We start from the raw sequence: 16403 nt of genomic DNA on the forward strand, positions 1-16403 counted from the left end.
ATCGAGCGAAGTCGAGATTCAACTACCGCGCAGTCGTTGTGAGTCGAGATTCAATGACCAACGCGGAAATCGAGCGACTTGCACTGAGCGGCGTCGAAGTGAGTCGAGATTCAGTGACCGGGGGCAGGGGGAAATAACTAATTCCTAGTCCCAGTCCCCAGCGATGCACTGAGCTTGTCGAAGTGTCCCCAGTCCCTAATGTCTTACTCGTGCAACCAAGGCGTTAAGTGTGGTTGCCAACTGACCAATTCTTCATCCTTAAACCATAAGGCTACTTCCTGTTGTGCGGTTTCTGGAGCATCAGAACCGTGGATTAAGTTACGACCAATATTCAGTCCAAAATCGCCGCGAATCGTTCCTGGTTCTGCTGTTAAGGGATTTGTCGCACCAATAATCTTTCTGGCAGATGCAATAACGCCATCACCTTCCCATACCATCGCCACCACTGGGCTAGAAGTAATAAATTCCACAAGACTACCAAAAAAGGGGCGTTCTCGGTGAACACCATAGTGTTGTTCAGCCAATTCCCGACTGACTTTTAGTAACTTTAAACCAACTAGGGTAAAACCTTTAGTTTCAAAGCGACGGATAATTTCCCCCACTAATCCCCTTTGGACGCCATCGGGCTTAATTGCTAAAAATGTGCGCTCCATTGCTATCTCCCAAAGCTTAATAAAGTTTTTATCTAGTCAATTGTCCTTTGTCCTTCGTCCTTTGTCTAAGGGTTTTGCACTAATGACCAATGACTAATGACATACGACTCTTGACCAATCAGAGTTTATCTCAGAAATTATCCTTGGGTGCATATACGTTCCTAAATGAATGCGCTAAATTGTTAACTCATGGGTGAAAAACAGAGGTTAGGAAGAAATGGGTGTTGAGTCAACTGCTACATCTGACGAGGTGGTACCAGTACCGTCCAATGGACAAAAATCTGAAGTGAAAAATCATAAACAAAAAAAACTGTTACCACCGAGTCCTACCACAGGAGATTTACCTCGCTCCTGGAAAATTGAGGATAGCGAAGCCTTGTACCGGATTGAAGGATGGGGACAACCTTATTTTTCCATTAGCGCTGCTGGTCACATCACCGTGTCACCCAAGGGCGATCGCGGGGGATCTCTTGACTTGTTTGAATTGGTCAACTCCATGAAACAGCGCAACTTGGGACTTCCCATGTTGATTCGCTTTTCCGATATTTTGGAAGACCGGATTGAGCGGTTGAATGCTTGTTTTAATAAAGCGATCGCCCGCTATAATTACCCTGGTGTCTACCGTGGTGTGTTTCCCGTCAAATGCAATCAAGAACGGCATTTGATTGAGGATTTAGTGAAATTTGGCAAACCCCACCAATTTGGTTTAGAAGCCGGTTCCAAGCCAGAATTAATGATTGCTTTAGCTGTGTTGGATACACCAGGAGCGTTGTTAGTTTGCAACGGTTACAAAGACCGAGAATACATCGAAACGGCAATGTTAGCCCAAAGACTAGGGCAAACACCAATCATTGTCTTAGAACAGATTGAAGAGGTTGATTTGGTGATTGATGCCAATCGCCAGTTAGGTATTAAACCAATATTAGGTGTTCGTGCTAAACTCAGTACCCAAGGTATGGGACGTTGGGGAACCTCTAGTGGCGATCGCGCTAAATTTGGTTTGACAATGCCTGAAGTAATCGAGGCTGTTGACAAGTTACGCGAAGCTAACCTGCTCGATTCTTTGCAGTTGATGCACTTCCACATCGGCTCACAAATCTCTGCCATTAATGTAATTAAAGATGCCATCCAAGAAGCCAGCCGCATTTATGTGGAATTGTCGATGCTGGGGGCGGATATGAAATATTTGGATGTTGGTGGCGGCTTGGGCGTAGATTATGATGGCTCCCAAACCAACTTCTATGCATCGAAAAATTACAACATGCAGAACTATGCCAACGATATTGTGGCAGAGTTAAAAGATACCTGTGCAGAGCGGCAGATCCCCGTACCAACACTGATTAGTGAAAGTGGACGAGCGATCGCCTCCCATCAGTCGGTGCTGATTTTTGATGTTCTCAGTACTAGTGATGTTCCTCTCGACAATCCAGAACCTCCACAAGAGGGAGAATCCCCGATTATTAATTATCTTTGGGAAACTTACCAATCCATCAACAAAGAGAATTATCAGGAGTTCTACCATGACGCTGCACAATTCAAAGAAGAAGCCATCAGTCGCTTCAACTTAGGAATTTTACGCCTCAGAGAACGAGCCAAGGCCGAACGCCTCTACTGGGCTTGTTGCCAAAAAATTCTTACCATCACTAGACAGCAAGAATACGTACCCGATGAACTGGAAGACCTAGAAAAAATTATGGCTTCCATCTACTACGTGAATATGTCAGTGTTCCAATCGGCACCAGATTGCTGGGCGATCGATCAACTATTTCCGATCATGCCAATCCACCGCTTAGATAAAGAACCAACACGGCGAGGAATCTTAGCAGACCTTACCTGCGACAGTGATGGCAAAATCGACCGCTTTATTGACCTGCGCGATGTCAAGTCGGTCTTAGAATTGCACACCTACAAGCCCGGAGAACCCTATTATTTGGGAATGTTCTTGAATGGAGCTTATCAGGAAATCATGGGCAATTTGCACAACCTGTTTGGCGACACCAACGCCGTTCACATCCAATTAACGCCCAAAGGCTACCAAATTGAACACGTTGTCAAAGGTGACACCATGAGCGAAGTAGTAAGCTACGTCCAGTATGACTCCGAAGATATGGTGGAAAACATTCGCCAGCGCTGCGAGAAAGCATTAGAAGAAAAGCGCATCACCCTAGCGGAATCTCAGCGACTACTGCAAACCTACGAACAGAGTCTCAGAAGATATACGTACTTAAATAGTTAGGATTGGGCATTGGGCATTGGGAATTGGGCATTGAAAAACTCTTCTCCATTACCGCTTATCCCCAGAGGGGGCCCCACATTCCCCATTACCGCTTATTTCCAGAGGGGGCCCCACCTTCCCCATTCCCTAATTTACATTTGTACCCAACAATTCCTCTATCGCTTGTCGCTCAACAGGCGTATGTGATGGCGGTGTCTGACGGGCATCAGTAATCAGCCAGTCTAAAGCAGCAGCTTGAACATCGATCGCAGCGCCAGTTTTATCTACACAATAACGTCCAAATACTAGCTTATCGACCAACCGGACTCCAGGGCCTAGACGCGACCATTCAAAAATCACGCTGTTTTCCACTGTTGCACCACTACATATCCAACAATTGGGGCCAATCATCGCTGGGCCGACAATTTTAGCTCCGTCTTCGATTCTCGTCATGCCACCAATATAAACTGGGCCTGTAATATCTACTTTGTCCCAATTTACGGCGACATTTAAGCCAGTGTAAATACCAGGGGCGACTTCATGACCAGGAATTTGCACATTTTTGATTTCACCCAGCAACACACCGCGAATTGCCCGCCAATAGTCTGGGACTTTACCAATATCTACCCATTCAAAGTCCATAGGAATGGCGTAAAAGGGGGCTTTGATTTCTACCAATTTGGGAAACAATTGGCTACCAATGTCATATTCAACATCAGAGGGAATATAGTTAAAAACCTCTGGCTCAAAAATGTAAATACCTGTGTTGATGTTGGTGCTGAGGGCTTCTTCAGTTGAAGGTTTTTCTTGGAAAGCTTTGACACGACCCTCTTCGTCAGTCACAACTACACCATAGCTAGAAACTTCTTCCTTGGGGACAGATTTAGTGATAATAGTAGCGATCGACCCTTTAGCTCTATGCCATTTAACTGCCGCAGTTAAATCTAGGTCAATTAAAGCATCACCACATAAAACCACAAAGGTATCATCAAAAAAGGGTGAGAAGTCTTGGATGCGGCGCATCCCTCCAGCTGAACCAATTGCTTCGCCCACCAGTTTACCGTCGTCATCAATTTTTCCTTCAAAGGAATAGGCAATTTGCACCCCAAACCGTTGACCATCACGGAAATAGTTTTCTATTTCCTCAGCCAAATGACTAACATTCACCAGAATCTGGTCAAATCCATGATGGCGTAACAGTTCCAGCAAGAACTCCATTACTGGCTTTTGCAGGATGGGCATCATCGGCTTGGGCATAGTGTACGTAATCGGACGCACGCGAGTACCCTTGCCAGCCGCGAGAATCATCGCTTTCATAAAATTTATTCCTCAACCACAAGCCAGTTTACTTTCATTGAGTGATACTTAATCATCAGTTTTTATTTCTGCTCTAAGTCATCCCCCAGAATAGGGATAACAGGTATTTAGCGGTTATTACAACCATCGATATACTTAGATGACAAGCGATCGCTTATCTTTTCAATTTACTCGGATTTTGGGGTTGAATCAAAAATCTATGACAATACAGGAGGTAGAAGGCAGGAAACAGAAGGAAAATTCCATAAATAAATTTAGGGTGCTCTTACCCAGTAGCAGAGTGAAAAGTCGAATCCTCGGTTTTCGGCGCTCTGTTAGTCACACAGAAGTGGCACTTTTTAATGGAGGGCAAATATTTTTCCTCCTTCTGCTTTTCTTCGAGAAATTATCTGTAGGGCTACTTTTGGCTTTCTTAATTCATCGGTTGCTCAAAAGATTCGCAAGTGCTAACTGAATCTCTAAGCAAACGAATTTTAATCTCATGGTAAAACTCCTCTTGAAATAGCTCTACTTTCGATTGAGCCGAGAGTAATAGTAGCGCCCAGAAAACGCTAACTACGTTACTGTGTTTAGACTCATGTCCAGACCCATTTTGGTTGAGAAGCTTTGTCTTAGTCCACAACTCTACAAGTTGTTCTAAATTCAACCAAGTTTGTTCTAAACTTAGCTCTCTTGCCGACAATTTCAAAACCTGCTCCAGTTCCCCAGCCACTTCTGTCAAATTTTCCTGGTGAGCTAACTCCAGCGCCTCCCGCATACTTTGGACGCTCGGTTGACGCCTGGGACGGATAGGTTTACTGACTTTTTCTACCTGTTTGAGTTGATTAGCCATAATCTGCAATTGCTTGATTAACTCTTGCAGAGTCACCCGGCGCTTTGGTGGCGGCATGGCCGCTGGACGGCGACGCAATTGCCGTTCTAATGGTAGACGATGACCCTGATGTAATACACCGTCTTCACCTTCCAAGAGAGCATCATCTTCTACACCATCTTGTGCATCTCCGACTGTTGACAATTGCATCAAGGTATTAGCTTTGAATAATACCAACATTGATGCTGACAGAAATGCCTGTCCAGATTGAGACAAGTCCGCTTCATAGCCTCTTGTTATTGCCCCCGGTGCCATCAGTTCTAAATAGCGGTCAATAACCTCAATCACTTGGACATCCCAAGGATCAATTTCCCCCTGCTCGGCTTGGTAAATTAAAAATGTGATTGTTTCTAACAGCTCGGAAGCTTCCATCAACTGGTTCTAAGTTAATTAATGAGAATATAAAGACTGTAAATTCAACACTAAACTAATTGACCATTGGCAAAGCGTGTACTCTATACATTCACTTGCGCTTCTTTTATTCTGGAATTGCCTGCTGGCAGTATCCTCTAAAATTTGTAATCAATCACCATTGTGAATTGTGAGATTAGATTGTGCAACTTTTAACCTTGGGCACTTGTACTGAGCGTAGCCGAAGTATTGGGCAAAACCCTTCGGGTAGGGAAAAGGGAAAAGGGAAAAGGGAAAACGAGGGAGCTTTCCTTTCCCCTTTGCCCCTTGCCCTTTCCCCTTTGGCGTTGCCATCTTCCCCTGCTCCCCCTGCCCCCCTGTCGCCTTAATCAGGCGGTGGGTCATGGGCAATAGTGACAGTTGGGACAAAATCACTCGGCTTGCCGCTCTTAATAGCATCGAAAGTGCCTTTAATAGTACCAGCAATGGGAACAGCAACAATTGTCCCTAACAACCCAGCGATCTCAAATCCCATCAAAATAGCCACAAAAATCCAGATGGGATTCAGTCCGATAAAATTGCCGAGTAACCTGGGAGCTAACAAGTTATCTTTAAGCTGCTGCATGAGAATCGCCGCGATCGCAACTTGAACTGCTAACCACCAATTTTGCAGTAGTACTAAAATTGTCACCAGACCAATACCGAGAGATGCCCCAATAAAGGGAATGAGTTCCGAGATACCTATTAAGATGGCAAACAACAGTGCAAAAGGCACCTTGATCACCAAGAAAATTGGTGTCAGGGTTAGCACCATGAACAGTCCTAGTAATAACTGGCCAAGGAAGAAGTTCTGGAAGTTTAAGCGCAAGGATGTGGTGAGAGGATCTCCAATATTAGAGGGCAAAAGATGGATCAGACCATACCAGACGCGCTCGCCATATAAAAGCATATAAAATGCAAGCACAATGACTAACACTACATCAAATAATCCCGACAGTAGTGTGCCAGCAAATCCCACTGCACCAGAAGCTAGCTGTTGCACCAAATTCTGAATGTTGGCATTGATTTGACTGCTCACAACCCTCAAATCAATTGGCAAACGTCGTTGTTTTGCTAGCATCTCATACTGCTCTAAGTTTGCTTGACTGGCGGCTAACCAGTCAGGAATCTTATTTAACAGTTGGATTGTTTGGTCAATGATCAACGGTACTAGGGTCACGCCCAAAATACCAAGCAGGGTTAATGTTGCAAGTAAAACTATGATCACCGCCTGAGTGCGGGTGATCTGGGCACGTTCAAAGAACTTAACCGGATAATTTAAAAGAAAAGCCAGAATCGCCGCAATGCTCAAGACGGTAATGGGATGCTGAAAGTAGCGAAAAAGCACAGACAGTAGCCAGATATTGAGAGCGATAATCGGACCGCTCAGACCATAAATTAACAGGCGTTGAAGGGAGGCCGAACGGCGCATCTTATGCAACCTATCTTAGTTATTCCTTAAGAGAATTTGTAAAATTCTTGATGGCGCTGATCATCATCATAGATATTTTTTACAAAGACATCTATAAGCGTATCTGATAGCAAGGAAACAAATCACAATGGACAAAACAATAGCTGATCTTCGTAAAGACTACACCTTGGAAGGTTTGAGCGAACTTGAAGTTGATCTTAATCCTTTTATCCAATTTAAAAAATGGTTCGATCAGGCTCTAGCAGCACAACTCCCCGAACCCAATGCCATGACCATTGCTACCGCCACACCAGACGGTAAGCCCTCAGCCAGAATGGTGTTACTCAAGGATTTTGATGAACGAGGCTTCGCCTTCTTTACCAACTACAACAGTCACAAAGGACAAGAACTGGCAGAAAATCCTCAGGGGGCTTTAGTGTTCTGGTGGGCAGAACTAGAACGTCAAGTGCGAATTTCGGGCTATGTGGAGAAAGTTTCTGAAACTGAGTCCGACCAGTATTTTCACAGCCGTCCTGCCAATAGTCGTTTGGGTGCGTGGATATCTAATCAAAGTGAGGTGATAGAAAGCCGAGAAGTTCTTGATCGACGTTTGCAGGAGTTTAAAAGCAAATATGAAAATGAGGAGATTCCCCGACCGCCTCATTGGGGAGGCTTACGAGTGATCCCCACAGAAATTGAGTTTTGGCAAGGACGCCCTAGCCGTCTGCACGATCGCTTACTCTATAGGCGGTTAGATAATGGCACTTGGAATATTGAGCGGTTGTCACCCTGAGGAAGAGGCAGGGGGTAGGGGGCAGGGGGTAGGGAGCAGGGGGAGCAGGGGAAGCAGGGGAAGATGGCAACGCCAAAGGGGAAAGGGCAAGGGGCAAAGGGGAAAGGAAAGCTCCCTCCTTGTCCCTTTTCCCTTTTCCCTTTTTCCTACCCGAAGGGTTTTGCCCAATGCGCCGCACTACATTACCATTGAGCAATCAAATTTTGAATTGCTGCCCGTGCTTCTGATAACGATTGGGTACGGGCATCTCCCTCATTCAAGCTGTTGGCGTTAATAAATTGAATGTCTGTAATCCCAATAAAGCCGAAAATCGTCCGCAGGTAGGGTTCTTGGAAGTCATAGGGAGCGGCAGGGGATGTTGGACTAAAGTCACCGCCGCGAGCAGTAATGATAACCGCTTTTTTGCCTTGGACTAACCCTCTAAAACCTTGAGCTTCTAAAGCGACAGTCCGATTAATACGAACAATTTGGTCGATGTAAGCCTTAAAAGTGGAAGGTATATTGAAGTTGTACATTGGCACTCCAAAGACATAGCGATCGGCTGCCAAAAACTCATCAACCAGTTCGTTAGAAATCCTAAGTGCCTCAGTTAATTCTGGGGTATGGGTTTCTGGTGGTGAAAATGCAGCTGCAATCCAAGCTTCATTAACGTGAGGAACTGGGTGATGCCCTAAATCTCGATAGTCGATCGCATCTTCAGGATGTGCAGCTTTCCAAGCACTGACGAATTCTTTGGATAGTTCTCTGGAGTGCGATCGCTCACCACGGGGGCTGGAATCAATATGTAGAATGTTTACCACCAAATATCTCCTGATTAACTAAGATTTCTGCTTTTACTTTTTTTGAATCTTTATTTCAAAGCATTACACTAGATACTAAAAGTAACTAGTTACTAAAGTAAAGTAGTTACCATAAAGTAACTAATGGATAATTTTGGCTAACTTATCGATGTCTGATTCTAAAAATCCTGATGCTTGCCCAATAAGTATTTTGATGTCTTTATTATCGGGGCCGTGGACAATGTATATATTGTGGGTGTTGGGTAATAGTGGGCCTACTCGCTTTGGTGCATTGAAGCACCTGGTTGAGGGCATATCCACCAAAGTTTTAACGGAAAGACTGAGGATGCTTGAGGCAGCAGAGATTATTTATCGCCACTATGAACCAACTGTGCCGCCCCAAGTAACTTATGGACTGACAAAACGTGGTCAGGAACTCATTGAAATCCTTGATCAACTCAATACACTTGCTGAACGTTGGTATGGCAGCGACCAACAGTCTGAATATGAAGTAAAAAAGCCGATGCATTCTCCATCGGCTTAACTGACAATATCAACAGATGAATACTCTACTGTTCTTGAGCAGTGGCTGCTTTGGGAGAAAACTGAATTCTAGGATCTGGCATGAAATTGTATCTCAAGTACAATCCTCCCCAGACAAACAGGATAATTAACAACCCACCAATACCAAGGGGGCTTGGAAGCCAGAAAACTGCTTCTATATGATTTAGCTCACCAGGCTGGAGTTTCCACACTAATCGATTGCCATTTTTTTCTGGTTCTGTCGCAGTTTCGGTTAGTTGAATATTTTTGGCTCCCCAAGGAGTCTTTAAGCTAAATTCCAAGTCGAGAATTGAACCAGCATTAGCTAGAACGTTACCTTTGCTAGCAATTAAAGAGAGCGATCGCAAATCCAAATCATAAATCAAGCGATTTCGGACTAAAAGTAAAAAATTATTCTGCTCCAAGAGGACGTTTGATTCAATTTTCGGCAGTTCTGAGCCAGATTCGTGCACAGACTCAGAGGGTTGATTCGCACGGGAGTTAAAGAATTCGTTGAACTTCTCTTGCAATTCCCTACCACTGCTAAAAGGAATTGTGACAATGATTTCTTCTTGGGAAACTCGCTGTGCTTTACCTTCAAGTTGACGGGCGCGGCGTTCTATGCTATTCAACCATTCGTACACAGAATCACCACTAAAACTGGTTAGCCGTTCTCCCAACTTAATATGCTGTACTAGTTCGCCACTATTTGAGTTGTCAAAATTAAGCCCCACATCGTACTTAACACAGCCAGTTAGTAACAGGGATGTTAACAGCACTAACCACAATATAGGATTTCGCATAGGAAAGATGCGGTTCATTCGATTTCGACCATTTAGTGGTAAGAGAAATTTCATATTTGCCAACACAAAACTAAATGGTCTGATTAACCACAAGAAAATCTTTCCGAAAATTGAAGAAGTCAATACCATAAATTTTCCCAAAAGTCAAACTTTTTAACTAATCTTGACTTCTTGGTATTGTTTGAGATTTTTGGAACACCGTTTTGGTAAAGAATTTTAATCCAAAATCTAAAATCTAAAATCCAAAATTGGTATTAGCCAGGGGTTCCTGAAAAATTCAACCAAACCAAGTACGAGATGGTTAAACCAATGGCAATTAGCGCCACCCAGATAAAGCGATTATCTCTGGTATTGACCTGACTAAGGTCAACAAATTCTGGCTCTGTAGGTTTTGGCATCTGCGGCACAGAAGATTTAGTGGGTTTAGCAGCTACAGAAATTTTTAGTTCATTATCGGGTAATGTGCCCAAATCGGGGATTTGAGTCATCCATTCACTAGGTCTTTTCAGCTTTGGTGCTTTTAAGATGTAAACCATCTGTCGCGCTTGTTTGCTGGTTTCAATATATGGATGGCGTTTGAGTCTGTCGCAAAGAGCGATCGCATCATCCGTGCGTCCAGCCGCTTCATAAGCTGTCACCAGAGAAATTTCTACTTCACCCCCCAAGCGAGAATTACGAGCTAACAGGGCGCTGGCCTTTTCTAAATTTTCTACAGCTTCGCGGTATCGCCCATTTTCAAAGGCAATTTTCCCAGTCTGGTAGAAGGTCTTAGCAATCTCTAAACTTTCTGCACTCACGTCTCATACAAAAATTAGCACTATTTTAATTTTGCCAACACCAGCAATCTTTTTGGAATCTTTTCAAAGGCTGACAATCTAAAAGTAAATAAACTTCTAAAATTTTAACTAAGTAGCTGCGACTATTTTCTGATTAAAAACTCTGGTATCAAATGCAGGTGAGCAAAATATGTTGAAAATCAAGCATTCGCAACTGAATTGGCTCTTAGCAGCTATGACTTTAGCAGTGATGGGTGTAACCATTGCTCCAGCTTCCGCGCAGCGTGCGTTTGTGATTGATGGTAGTTATGGAGTCAGGCGATCTTTGCCTTCTGTGGGTTCCTTTATTTATGGTAGTCCGATTCCTACACCTATGCCTGTAGACCCAACAACGGGACTGATGCCACAACGTAATCATTACCGCGATTATTCTTATCCCCAGTTCAGGCAAAATATTAGAAATTCCACCCTGATTAATCCGACAATTCGAGATTCAACCCTGGTTAATCCGGTGATTATCAATAATTCATGGCATCGTACACCATTTAGCGGCGGGCGATGTCTGACGACAAGTTGCTCCGCACCTTCGCGGGTTATTATTAACTATCCTCGTTAAAAAACTGGGGGAATAGCGGGAGAACTTTTTACTTAGCACTCCTCGCTCAGAACTCCTAATAGGTAAACTGCGAACCCAGAATCATTGTCCCAATCCCAACATCAGTAAAGATTTCTAGTAATAGGGCGTGAGGAATGCGACCATCAATGATGTGTGCTGCACGGACTCCTTGAGCAAGCGATCGCACACAACAACTTACTTTGGGAATCATCCCACCACTGACTATACCATTAGCAATCAACTCGCGGGCTTCGCGGATATCTACTTTCGGAATCAAAGTAGATTGGTCTTTGTAATCTTTTAAAATTCCACTGGTATCGGTCAGTAAAATTAACTTTTCTGCTCCTAATGCTGCGGCAACTTCTCCAGCTACAGTATCGGCGTTAATATTATAAGCTTGCCCCGTCTCGTCTGCGGCGACGCTAGACACTACCGGAATATAGCCATTGCTAACGAGGGTTTCCAAAATCTTGATGTTAACATTGCTGACTTCCCCCACAAAACCAATGCCTTCTTGACCTTGGGGACGGGCTGTAAATAGATTCCCGTCTTTACCACAAAGTCCGACAGCCAATCCACCAGCTTGGTTAATTAGCGCGACAATTTCTTTATTAACTCGACCAACTAAAACCATTTCCACCACATCCATTGTGGCGGCATCAGTGACTCGTAGACCATTCTTAAATTGTGGTTCGATGCCCAGCTTATCTAACCAACTGTTAATTTCTGGGCCACCGCCGTGGACTACAATTGGACGCAAGCCCACACAGGATAAGAATACAATATCGCGGATAACTTTGTCTTTGAGTGTGCTATCTTTCATCGCCGCGCCACCATATTTAACAACAACAGTGCGACCGGCAAATTGTTGAATATAAGGTAGTGCTTCGCTGAGTACACGCACACGAGTGGCTTCAGCTTGCCTGATGTATTCAGAATCGTTGACCGTCATGAGGAGCCTAACAGAGAGAGTTAAAACCTATTTCAGTAAGTGTAGAAGACTTTGTAACCTGTAACAATATCTCATAGCTGCAAAGAGTAAAAATAGGCTTTTTGTATAGGTATCTCTCACAAATTATCTTGTTTGGAATTTATTCCCCTGATTTGAAAAGGATTATGGTTTGATAACACTATGCCGCTTTCACTTGAGACGCAGCCTGTTGAACTGGAATTTCAATGATGAACTCTGTGCCATTGCCTGGACTAGAAACACAATTCAGAGTGCCATGATGTTTATCAACAATTACTTGACGAGCGATCGCCAAGCCTAATCCAGTTCCTTTGCCAACTCCTTTGGTGGTAAACAAATGCTCAAATATCTTTTGCTTGACATCATCTGTCATGCCAATTCCATTGTCTTGAATTCGGACAATAACTGATTGTTGATCCTCTGTTAGCCCTGTTTTGATCGTAATTCGATTTGGATGTTGTTTGAGATATTCATAACTGTGCCTTTGATTCGATTCTTCCAGAGCATCGATCGCATTTGCCAGAATATTCATGAACACTTGATTAAGCTGTCCAGAAAAACAAGTGATCGCAGGAATCTTATCGTACAATCGCACGACTTCAATCTCTGGACGTAGCTCATTGGCTTTTAGGCGATATTTGAGGATCAGCAGGGTACTATCTAGTCCTTGATACAAATCAAATTGCACTGGATGTTCTGTGTCCGATCGGGAAAACGTCCGCAAGCTGGTGCTGATATCCTCAACTCGATCTGTTGCCCCTTTCATAGACAAAATCAGTTTCGGCAAATCTTCAGCTAAAAACTCTAGGTCAATCTCCTCTGCATGGTCTTGGATGTTGGATGACGGATTAGGATAGGCTTGTTGATAGTGGTGCAAATGGTTTAGCAAATCTTGGACATATTCAGTTGCGTTACTCAGACTACCCTTAAGAAAACCGACTGGATTGTTGATTTCGTGGGCAACGCCAGCCACCAGATTGCCCAAAGCAGACATTTTTTCACTTTGAATGATTTGCATTTGAACTTGCTGCAAGTCTTGGATTGCTTTTTCTAAATCTTGGGCTTGCTGCCGTAATTGCGCTTCTGATGCCAGTAAAGCGGCTTCTACTTGTTTGCGCTGTGCAATTTCTTGTTCAAGTTGCTGGTATGCCTCTACTCGTGTAGCAGCTGCTTGAATCGTATAGGCAAGGAATTGGATTTCGTTATCTGGCAATCCACTGGGCATAACAAAATGGTCAATGCTTTGACTGTCAGTGACGGCTTTATTCAAACGTTGCAGGGGATGTAAGACCGATCGCTGAATCATTACTGTCATCAGTGCTAAAATCGCTGACATCCCAACGAGTAGGGTAAAGGTAGAGGTAGAGAAGGTTTTCCACGCTTGCTGTTGTAGTTCTTCGACATCAAGAATGGCGACCGTCATTCCGCGTCGGTTTGCCTGACCAAACAGGGTACTGCTAAAGGGCAAAATTTCTACTAATGTCGGCTTACCATCGATTGTGGTTCTCAAACTCGTTTCTGAACCCGTTTGAGAAACCTGTTCTAATACTTGAGTCAATTCTGGATGAATCGAAGCATAAGGCGGATTTTGTAATGCCTCTCCACTCCGAGCCAGGGTTTGTCCATTGGGACTGACGATCGCCACCTCTACGACCGTTGGTAGTGTAGCGTAGTTTTGTACCACTCGCTTGATAATGCTTCTATTACCTAGTTCGATTAATCCTTCCGTGGAAAACCCAACCCCTTGGGTAATCGATTGGGCACGTTGTTCTAGTTCTTGCTCTAGCTTTGATTGAATCAAAAAGTAGTTCAATCCCAATGTAGTTAAGCCGACTGTTGCTAGAGAAATGCCAAAACTCATCAGTAGTTGATGGGATAAATTACTTTTAGGTAACTTCTGGCTCATAACTTCCATTCTGCCATTGCTTCATTGACAAGGGTCGGATCGATCTCTACGTCTTGCCGAATCACCCGACCATGACGCGGATCTGCTTGCAGAAGTTGGACAATTTCTGTCTTTGCGGAATTGAGACGACCATCTGCTGCAAACATCCGCTTGTTCAAAGTAATATCTCCTTTTTTTAGCCCAGCATAATCACTAGCAAAAGACTCACTACTTTGTCCTAGTTTTTTTCCAACTGCCTTAAATACTTCTGTTGGCTGGGTTTCAACTGCGTGCATTACATCAAACCATGCCAGCATGAATTGTTTTAGTTCCGCTTTTTTAGCTTTCATCATGTTGTCACTGGACATCAAGATATCAATCACCAGACTGTCTACTTGTTTGGTGGTGTGAATCACATTGCCCTTGATGTTCTTGGCTGTTTCTCCTAGCATCGGTTCCCATAGCACAGCCGCATCGATCTCACCTGTGCCAATTTTCTGGGCTGCTACTTCATTGGAGTAATCCAGAATCTGAACTTCAGAGGGTTTGATTTGATGAGCTTTTAGAGCTTCCAGCAAAATTAAATGGTTGACGGTTCCTAACTTTGCTCCTACTCGTTTAGCGCGTAGGTCTTGCAGCGATTTAATTCCTGTCTTGGCAACAATCCCATCAGCTCCAGCAGAAATATTTGTTGTGAATAACACCACGGGTTTACCATTGCCCGGATCAACCTGCATCACATCCCAGAGGGAGACAAATGCTGCATCTAATCTTCCTTGCATAACAGCCCGACTGGAATCTTGCTGGTTATCAAATCGTACAAATTCAACTTCTAGCCCGCGCTGCTTGAAGATATGTGAGGGTTGGGCATAAAGTGCAATGTCAAATCCTACCCAGCTTGTAATTCCCACCCGGAGCGGTTTGAGAGATTGGTTTTGCCCAAAACTACAGGCATTGATCGCAAAAGTCAAGGAAAGGGCGATCGCAAAGAAACAAAAAAAGGCAGGCTTGATACCTAACCTCAAATTTTGCTTCCACCAGAGACTTAATGTGTCAATAATCTGGGCAACTTTCATGACTTACCAATCTAATGGGAAAACTGTACTTAATGTTAAGAGTTCCCAAAAATATAGTGGGGTATAACATCCTATGGAAAAATGTTTAAAAAAGCTGCTGGAATAAGTACAAGCTGTTATCCAACTCGAGCATTCTCTAAGAAAACTCTATGAACAAGCCTAAAGAATAAATCTCAAATATCTGACTTGCAATAAATTCGCTCTCAAACAAGTTGTGAGTTAATCTCCATTACCTCGACTGAAAATTTAGTTTGATACTAAATTCGTGTGCAGCCATCACATATTTCTGCTAGCTAATGAGATTGTGTTTTGAGAACACTAGGAATTGCCTCAAGTATTGGCTTGGCACCATCTTCAGGTGTATCTCCCTCTCGCTTGGTGATGTGCAAATCAGCTTGAGAATAAAGTGGGTTCGTTGTTCAAGGAGCGATCGCATCACGCTACGCCATAATCTGTATACTGACGCTTATAAGGAGCTTGCAAATCCAAGACAATATCCTCTCGTGGTACTCCGATCATCACTAATTACTCTGCTGGATTGCAATCGGTTAAATTCTTTTTTTCTACGCCTAAATCAATTTGGAAATTGACTTACCCAAATTTAAATTTTAATGGCTCACTCGTAATCCTCCATTGTTCTTTTTGCAAAGCTTTTTTAACTGATTCATGAAAAATATCTTTTGCAGACACAGTTAGATTAATATTCCCTATTAATGAGAAATAGTTTTTTTTAGTACGCCAGGAATTGCCTCAAGTATTCGCTTGGCAACGTCTTCAGGTGTGTCTCCCTCTCGCTCGGTGATGTGCAAATCGGCTTGAGAGTAAAGTGGTGTTCGTTGTTCGAGGAGCGATCGCAACTTACCTTGAGGATCGGCATCTTGCAGCAGTGGTCTTGTGGTATCCTCAGCCAAACGTCTATAAATTATCTCCACTGGCGTATCTAGCCACACTATCAAACCGTGGTGCAAGTAACCCCAATTTTCTTGCCGCAGTACAATGCCCCCACCAGTTGCGATAGTCAACTTTGTAAAAGCACAAACTTGTGAAAGCACATTACTTTCTAACTGGCGAAACCCTGCTTCACCTTCCTCGATAAATAATTGATTGATGGATTTACCTGTTACTTGGGTAATCACATCATCTGTATCCACAAACCCATAGCCCAATTCCTTTGCCAGTAAGCGTCCTACTGTCGTCTTACCAACACCCATGATTCCAATTAAGTACAGGTTGACTCCTTGTAATAAGCTGCTCACCAGTTGCTTCGCTCCAATTCTGAGTGCTGAGTCACAGTTTTAAATTATA

15 protein-coding genes and 2 pseudogenes are annotated in these 16403 nt (G+C 43.6%); 4 read left to right on the top strand and 13 right to left on the bottom strand.

Annotated features, from left to right (window positions below; all coding sequences use genetic code 11):
• Positions 1-203: 203 nt before the first annotated feature.
• Positions 204-653: a nucleoside-diphosphate kinase gene (gene ndk, locus RMX98_RS11940; protein WP_322677672.1), complete on the bottom strand. Its 450-nt coding sequence runs from the start codon at positions 651-653 to the stop codon at positions 204-206.
• 217 nt (positions 654-870) lie between these two features.
• On the opposite strand from ndk, the gene speA reads away from it, so the two are divergent.
• Positions 871-2889, top strand: a complete 2019-nt coding sequence (gene speA / locus RMX98_RS11945; RefSeq protein WP_322677671.1) for a biosynthetic arginine decarboxylase — start codon at positions 871-873, stop codon at positions 2887-2889.
• Between the two features lie 126 nt (positions 2890-3015).
• Here speA and RMX98_RS11950 read toward each other — a convergent pair whose 3' ends face one another.
• From RMX98_RS11950 to RMX98_RS11960, 3 genes are all read right to left on the bottom strand, one after another.
• Complete coding sequence (locus RMX98_RS11950; RefSeq protein ID WP_322677670.1) at positions 3016-4185, bottom strand: NDP-sugar synthase; 1170 nt, start codon at positions 4183-4185, stop codon at positions 3016-3018.
• Positions 4186-4597: 412 nt separating this feature from the next.
• A complete protein-coding gene (locus tag RMX98_RS11955) occupies positions 4598-5428 on the bottom strand; it encodes a ScpA family protein (RefSeq protein ID WP_322677669.1) in 831 nt (276 codons plus the stop codon).
• A 364-nt stretch (positions 5429-5792) separates the two neighbouring features.
• Complete coding sequence (locus RMX98_RS11960; RefSeq protein WP_322677668.1) at positions 5793-6878, bottom strand: AI-2E family transporter; 1086 nt, start codon at positions 6876-6878, stop codon at positions 5793-5795.
• A 127-nt stretch (positions 6879-7005) separates the two neighbouring features.
• Between RMX98_RS11960 and pdxH the strand changes: the two genes are divergently transcribed.
• Positions 7006-7650, top strand: a complete 645-nt coding sequence (pdxH, locus tag RMX98_RS11965) for a pyridoxamine 5'-phosphate oxidase (RefSeq protein WP_322677667.1) — start codon at positions 7006-7008, stop codon at positions 7648-7650.
• A 182-nt stretch (positions 7651-7832) separates the two neighbouring features.
• Here the strand turns inward: pdxH and RMX98_RS11970 are convergent, their stop codons facing one another.
• Positions 7833-8450 carry an FMN-dependent NADH-azoreductase gene (locus RMX98_RS11970; protein WP_322677666.1) on the bottom strand — a complete coding sequence of 206 codons (618 nt, stop codon included), beginning with the start codon at positions 8448-8450 and terminating at the stop codon, positions 7833-7835.
• 148 nt (positions 8451-8598) lie between these two features.
• On the opposite strand from RMX98_RS11970, the gene RMX98_RS11975 reads away from it, so the two are divergent.
• Positions 8599-8973, top strand: a complete 375-nt coding sequence (locus RMX98_RS11975) for a helix-turn-helix domain-containing protein (protein ID WP_322677665.1) — start codon at positions 8599-8601, stop codon at positions 8971-8973.
• A gap of 25 nt (positions 8974-8998) precedes the next feature.
• Here the strand turns inward: RMX98_RS11975 and RMX98_RS11980 are convergent, their stop codons facing one another.
• Together RMX98_RS11980 and RMX98_RS11985 are read right to left on the bottom strand one after the other, a co-directional pair.
• Positions 8999-9898: a DUF3153 domain-containing protein gene (locus RMX98_RS11980; RefSeq protein WP_322677746.1), complete on the bottom strand. Its 900-nt coding sequence runs from the start codon at positions 9896-9898 to the stop codon at positions 8999-9001.
• A gap of 131 nt (positions 9899-10029) precedes the next feature.
• Positions 10030-10572 (bottom strand): tetratricopeptide repeat protein, encoded by a 543-nt coding sequence (locus RMX98_RS11985; RefSeq protein ID WP_322677664.1) that lies wholly within the window; start codon positions 10570-10572, stop codon positions 10030-10032.
• Between the two features lie 169 nt (positions 10573-10741).
• Between RMX98_RS11985 and RMX98_RS11990 the strand changes: the two genes are divergently transcribed.
• Complete coding sequence (locus RMX98_RS11990; protein ID WP_322677663.1) at positions 10742-11167, top strand: hypothetical protein; 426 nt, start codon at positions 10742-10744, stop codon at positions 11165-11167.
• A gap of 55 nt (positions 11168-11222) precedes the next feature.
• Here RMX98_RS11990 and argB read toward each other — a convergent pair whose 3' ends face one another.
• The 6 genes and pseudogenes from argB to RMX98_RS12020 all read right to left on the bottom strand — a co-directional run bounded on the left by argB (position 11223) and on the right by RMX98_RS12020 (position 16354).
• Positions 11223-12119, bottom strand: coding sequence for an acetylglutamate kinase (gene argB, locus RMX98_RS11995; RefSeq protein ID WP_322677662.1), 897 nt, complete (start codon positions 12117-12119; stop codon positions 11223-11225).
• A gap of 178 nt (positions 12120-12297) precedes the next feature.
• On the bottom strand, positions 12298-14043 hold the full coding sequence (locus RMX98_RS12000; protein WP_322677661.1) for a sensor histidine kinase: 1746 nt from the start codon (positions 14041-14043) through the stop codon (positions 12298-12300).
• Entirely contained in the window at positions 14040-15098 is a 1059-nt protein-coding gene (locus RMX98_RS12005; RefSeq protein WP_322677660.1) for an ABC transporter substrate-binding protein, read from the bottom strand. The genes RMX98_RS12000 and RMX98_RS12005 overlap by 4 nt, the downstream gene beginning before the upstream one ends.
• Positions 15099-15533: 435 nt before the next feature.
• Positions 15534-15659 (bottom strand): annotated as a pseudogene (locus RMX98_RS12010) (element excision factor XisI family protein); the annotation flags it as partial.
• A gap of 33 nt (positions 15660-15692) precedes the next feature.
• A pseudogene (locus tag RMX98_RS12015) lies at positions 15693-15788 on the bottom strand (element excision factor XisH family protein); the annotation flags it as partial.
• A gap of 20 nt (positions 15789-15808) precedes the next feature.
• Entirely contained in the window at positions 15809-16354 is a 546-nt protein-coding gene (locus RMX98_RS12020; RefSeq protein WP_322677659.1) for a shikimate kinase, read from the bottom strand.
• Positions 16355-16403 lie beyond the last annotated feature (49 nt).

Origin of the sequence: Nostoc sp. DedQUE02 (genome assembly GCF_034531035.1) — a bacterium.
Classification (GTDB): Bacteria; Cyanobacteriota; Cyanobacteriia; order Cyanobacteriales; family Nostocaceae; genus Nostoc.

Bases quoted from the DNA above. Each gene is read 5' to 3' on its own strand.
- ndk (WP_322677672.1), bottom strand. From the start codon at position 653: ATGGAGCGCACATTTTTAGCAATTAAGCCCGATGGCGTCCAAAGGGGA.
- speA (WP_322677671.1), top strand. From the start codon at position 871: ATGGGTGTTGAGTCAACTGCTACATCTGACGAGGTGGTACCAGTACCG.
- RMX98_RS11950 (WP_322677670.1), bottom strand. From the start codon at position 4,185: ATGAAAGCGATGATTCTCGCGGCTGGCAAGGGTACTCGCGTGCGTCCG.
- RMX98_RS11955 (WP_322677669.1), bottom strand. From the start codon at position 5,428: ATGGAAGCTTCCGAGCTGTTAGAAACAATCACATTTTTAATTTACCAA.
- RMX98_RS11960 (WP_322677668.1), bottom strand. From the start codon at position 6,878: ATGCGCCGTTCGGCCTCCCTTCAACGCCTGTTAATTTATGGTCTGAGC.
- pdxH (WP_322677667.1), top strand. From the start codon at position 7,006: ATGGACAAAACAATAGCTGATCTTCGTAAAGACTACACCTTGGAAGGT.
- RMX98_RS11975 (WP_322677665.1), top strand. From the start codon at position 8,599: ATGTCTGATTCTAAAAATCCTGATGCTTGCCCAATAAGTATTTTGATG.
- RMX98_RS11990 (WP_322677663.1), top strand. From the start codon at position 10,742: ATGTTGAAAATCAAGCATTCGCAACTGAATTGGCTCTTAGCAGCTATG.
- argB (WP_322677662.1), bottom strand. From the start codon at position 12,119: ATGACGGTCAACGATTCTGAATACATCAGGCAAGCTGAAGCCACTCGT.
- RMX98_RS12000 (WP_322677661.1), bottom strand. From the start codon at position 14,043: ATGAGCCAGAAGTTACCTAAAAGTAATTTATCCCATCAACTACTGATG.
- RMX98_RS12005 (WP_322677660.1), bottom strand. From the start codon at position 15,098: ATGAAAGTTGCCCAGATTATTGACACATTAAGTCTCTGGTGGAAGCAA.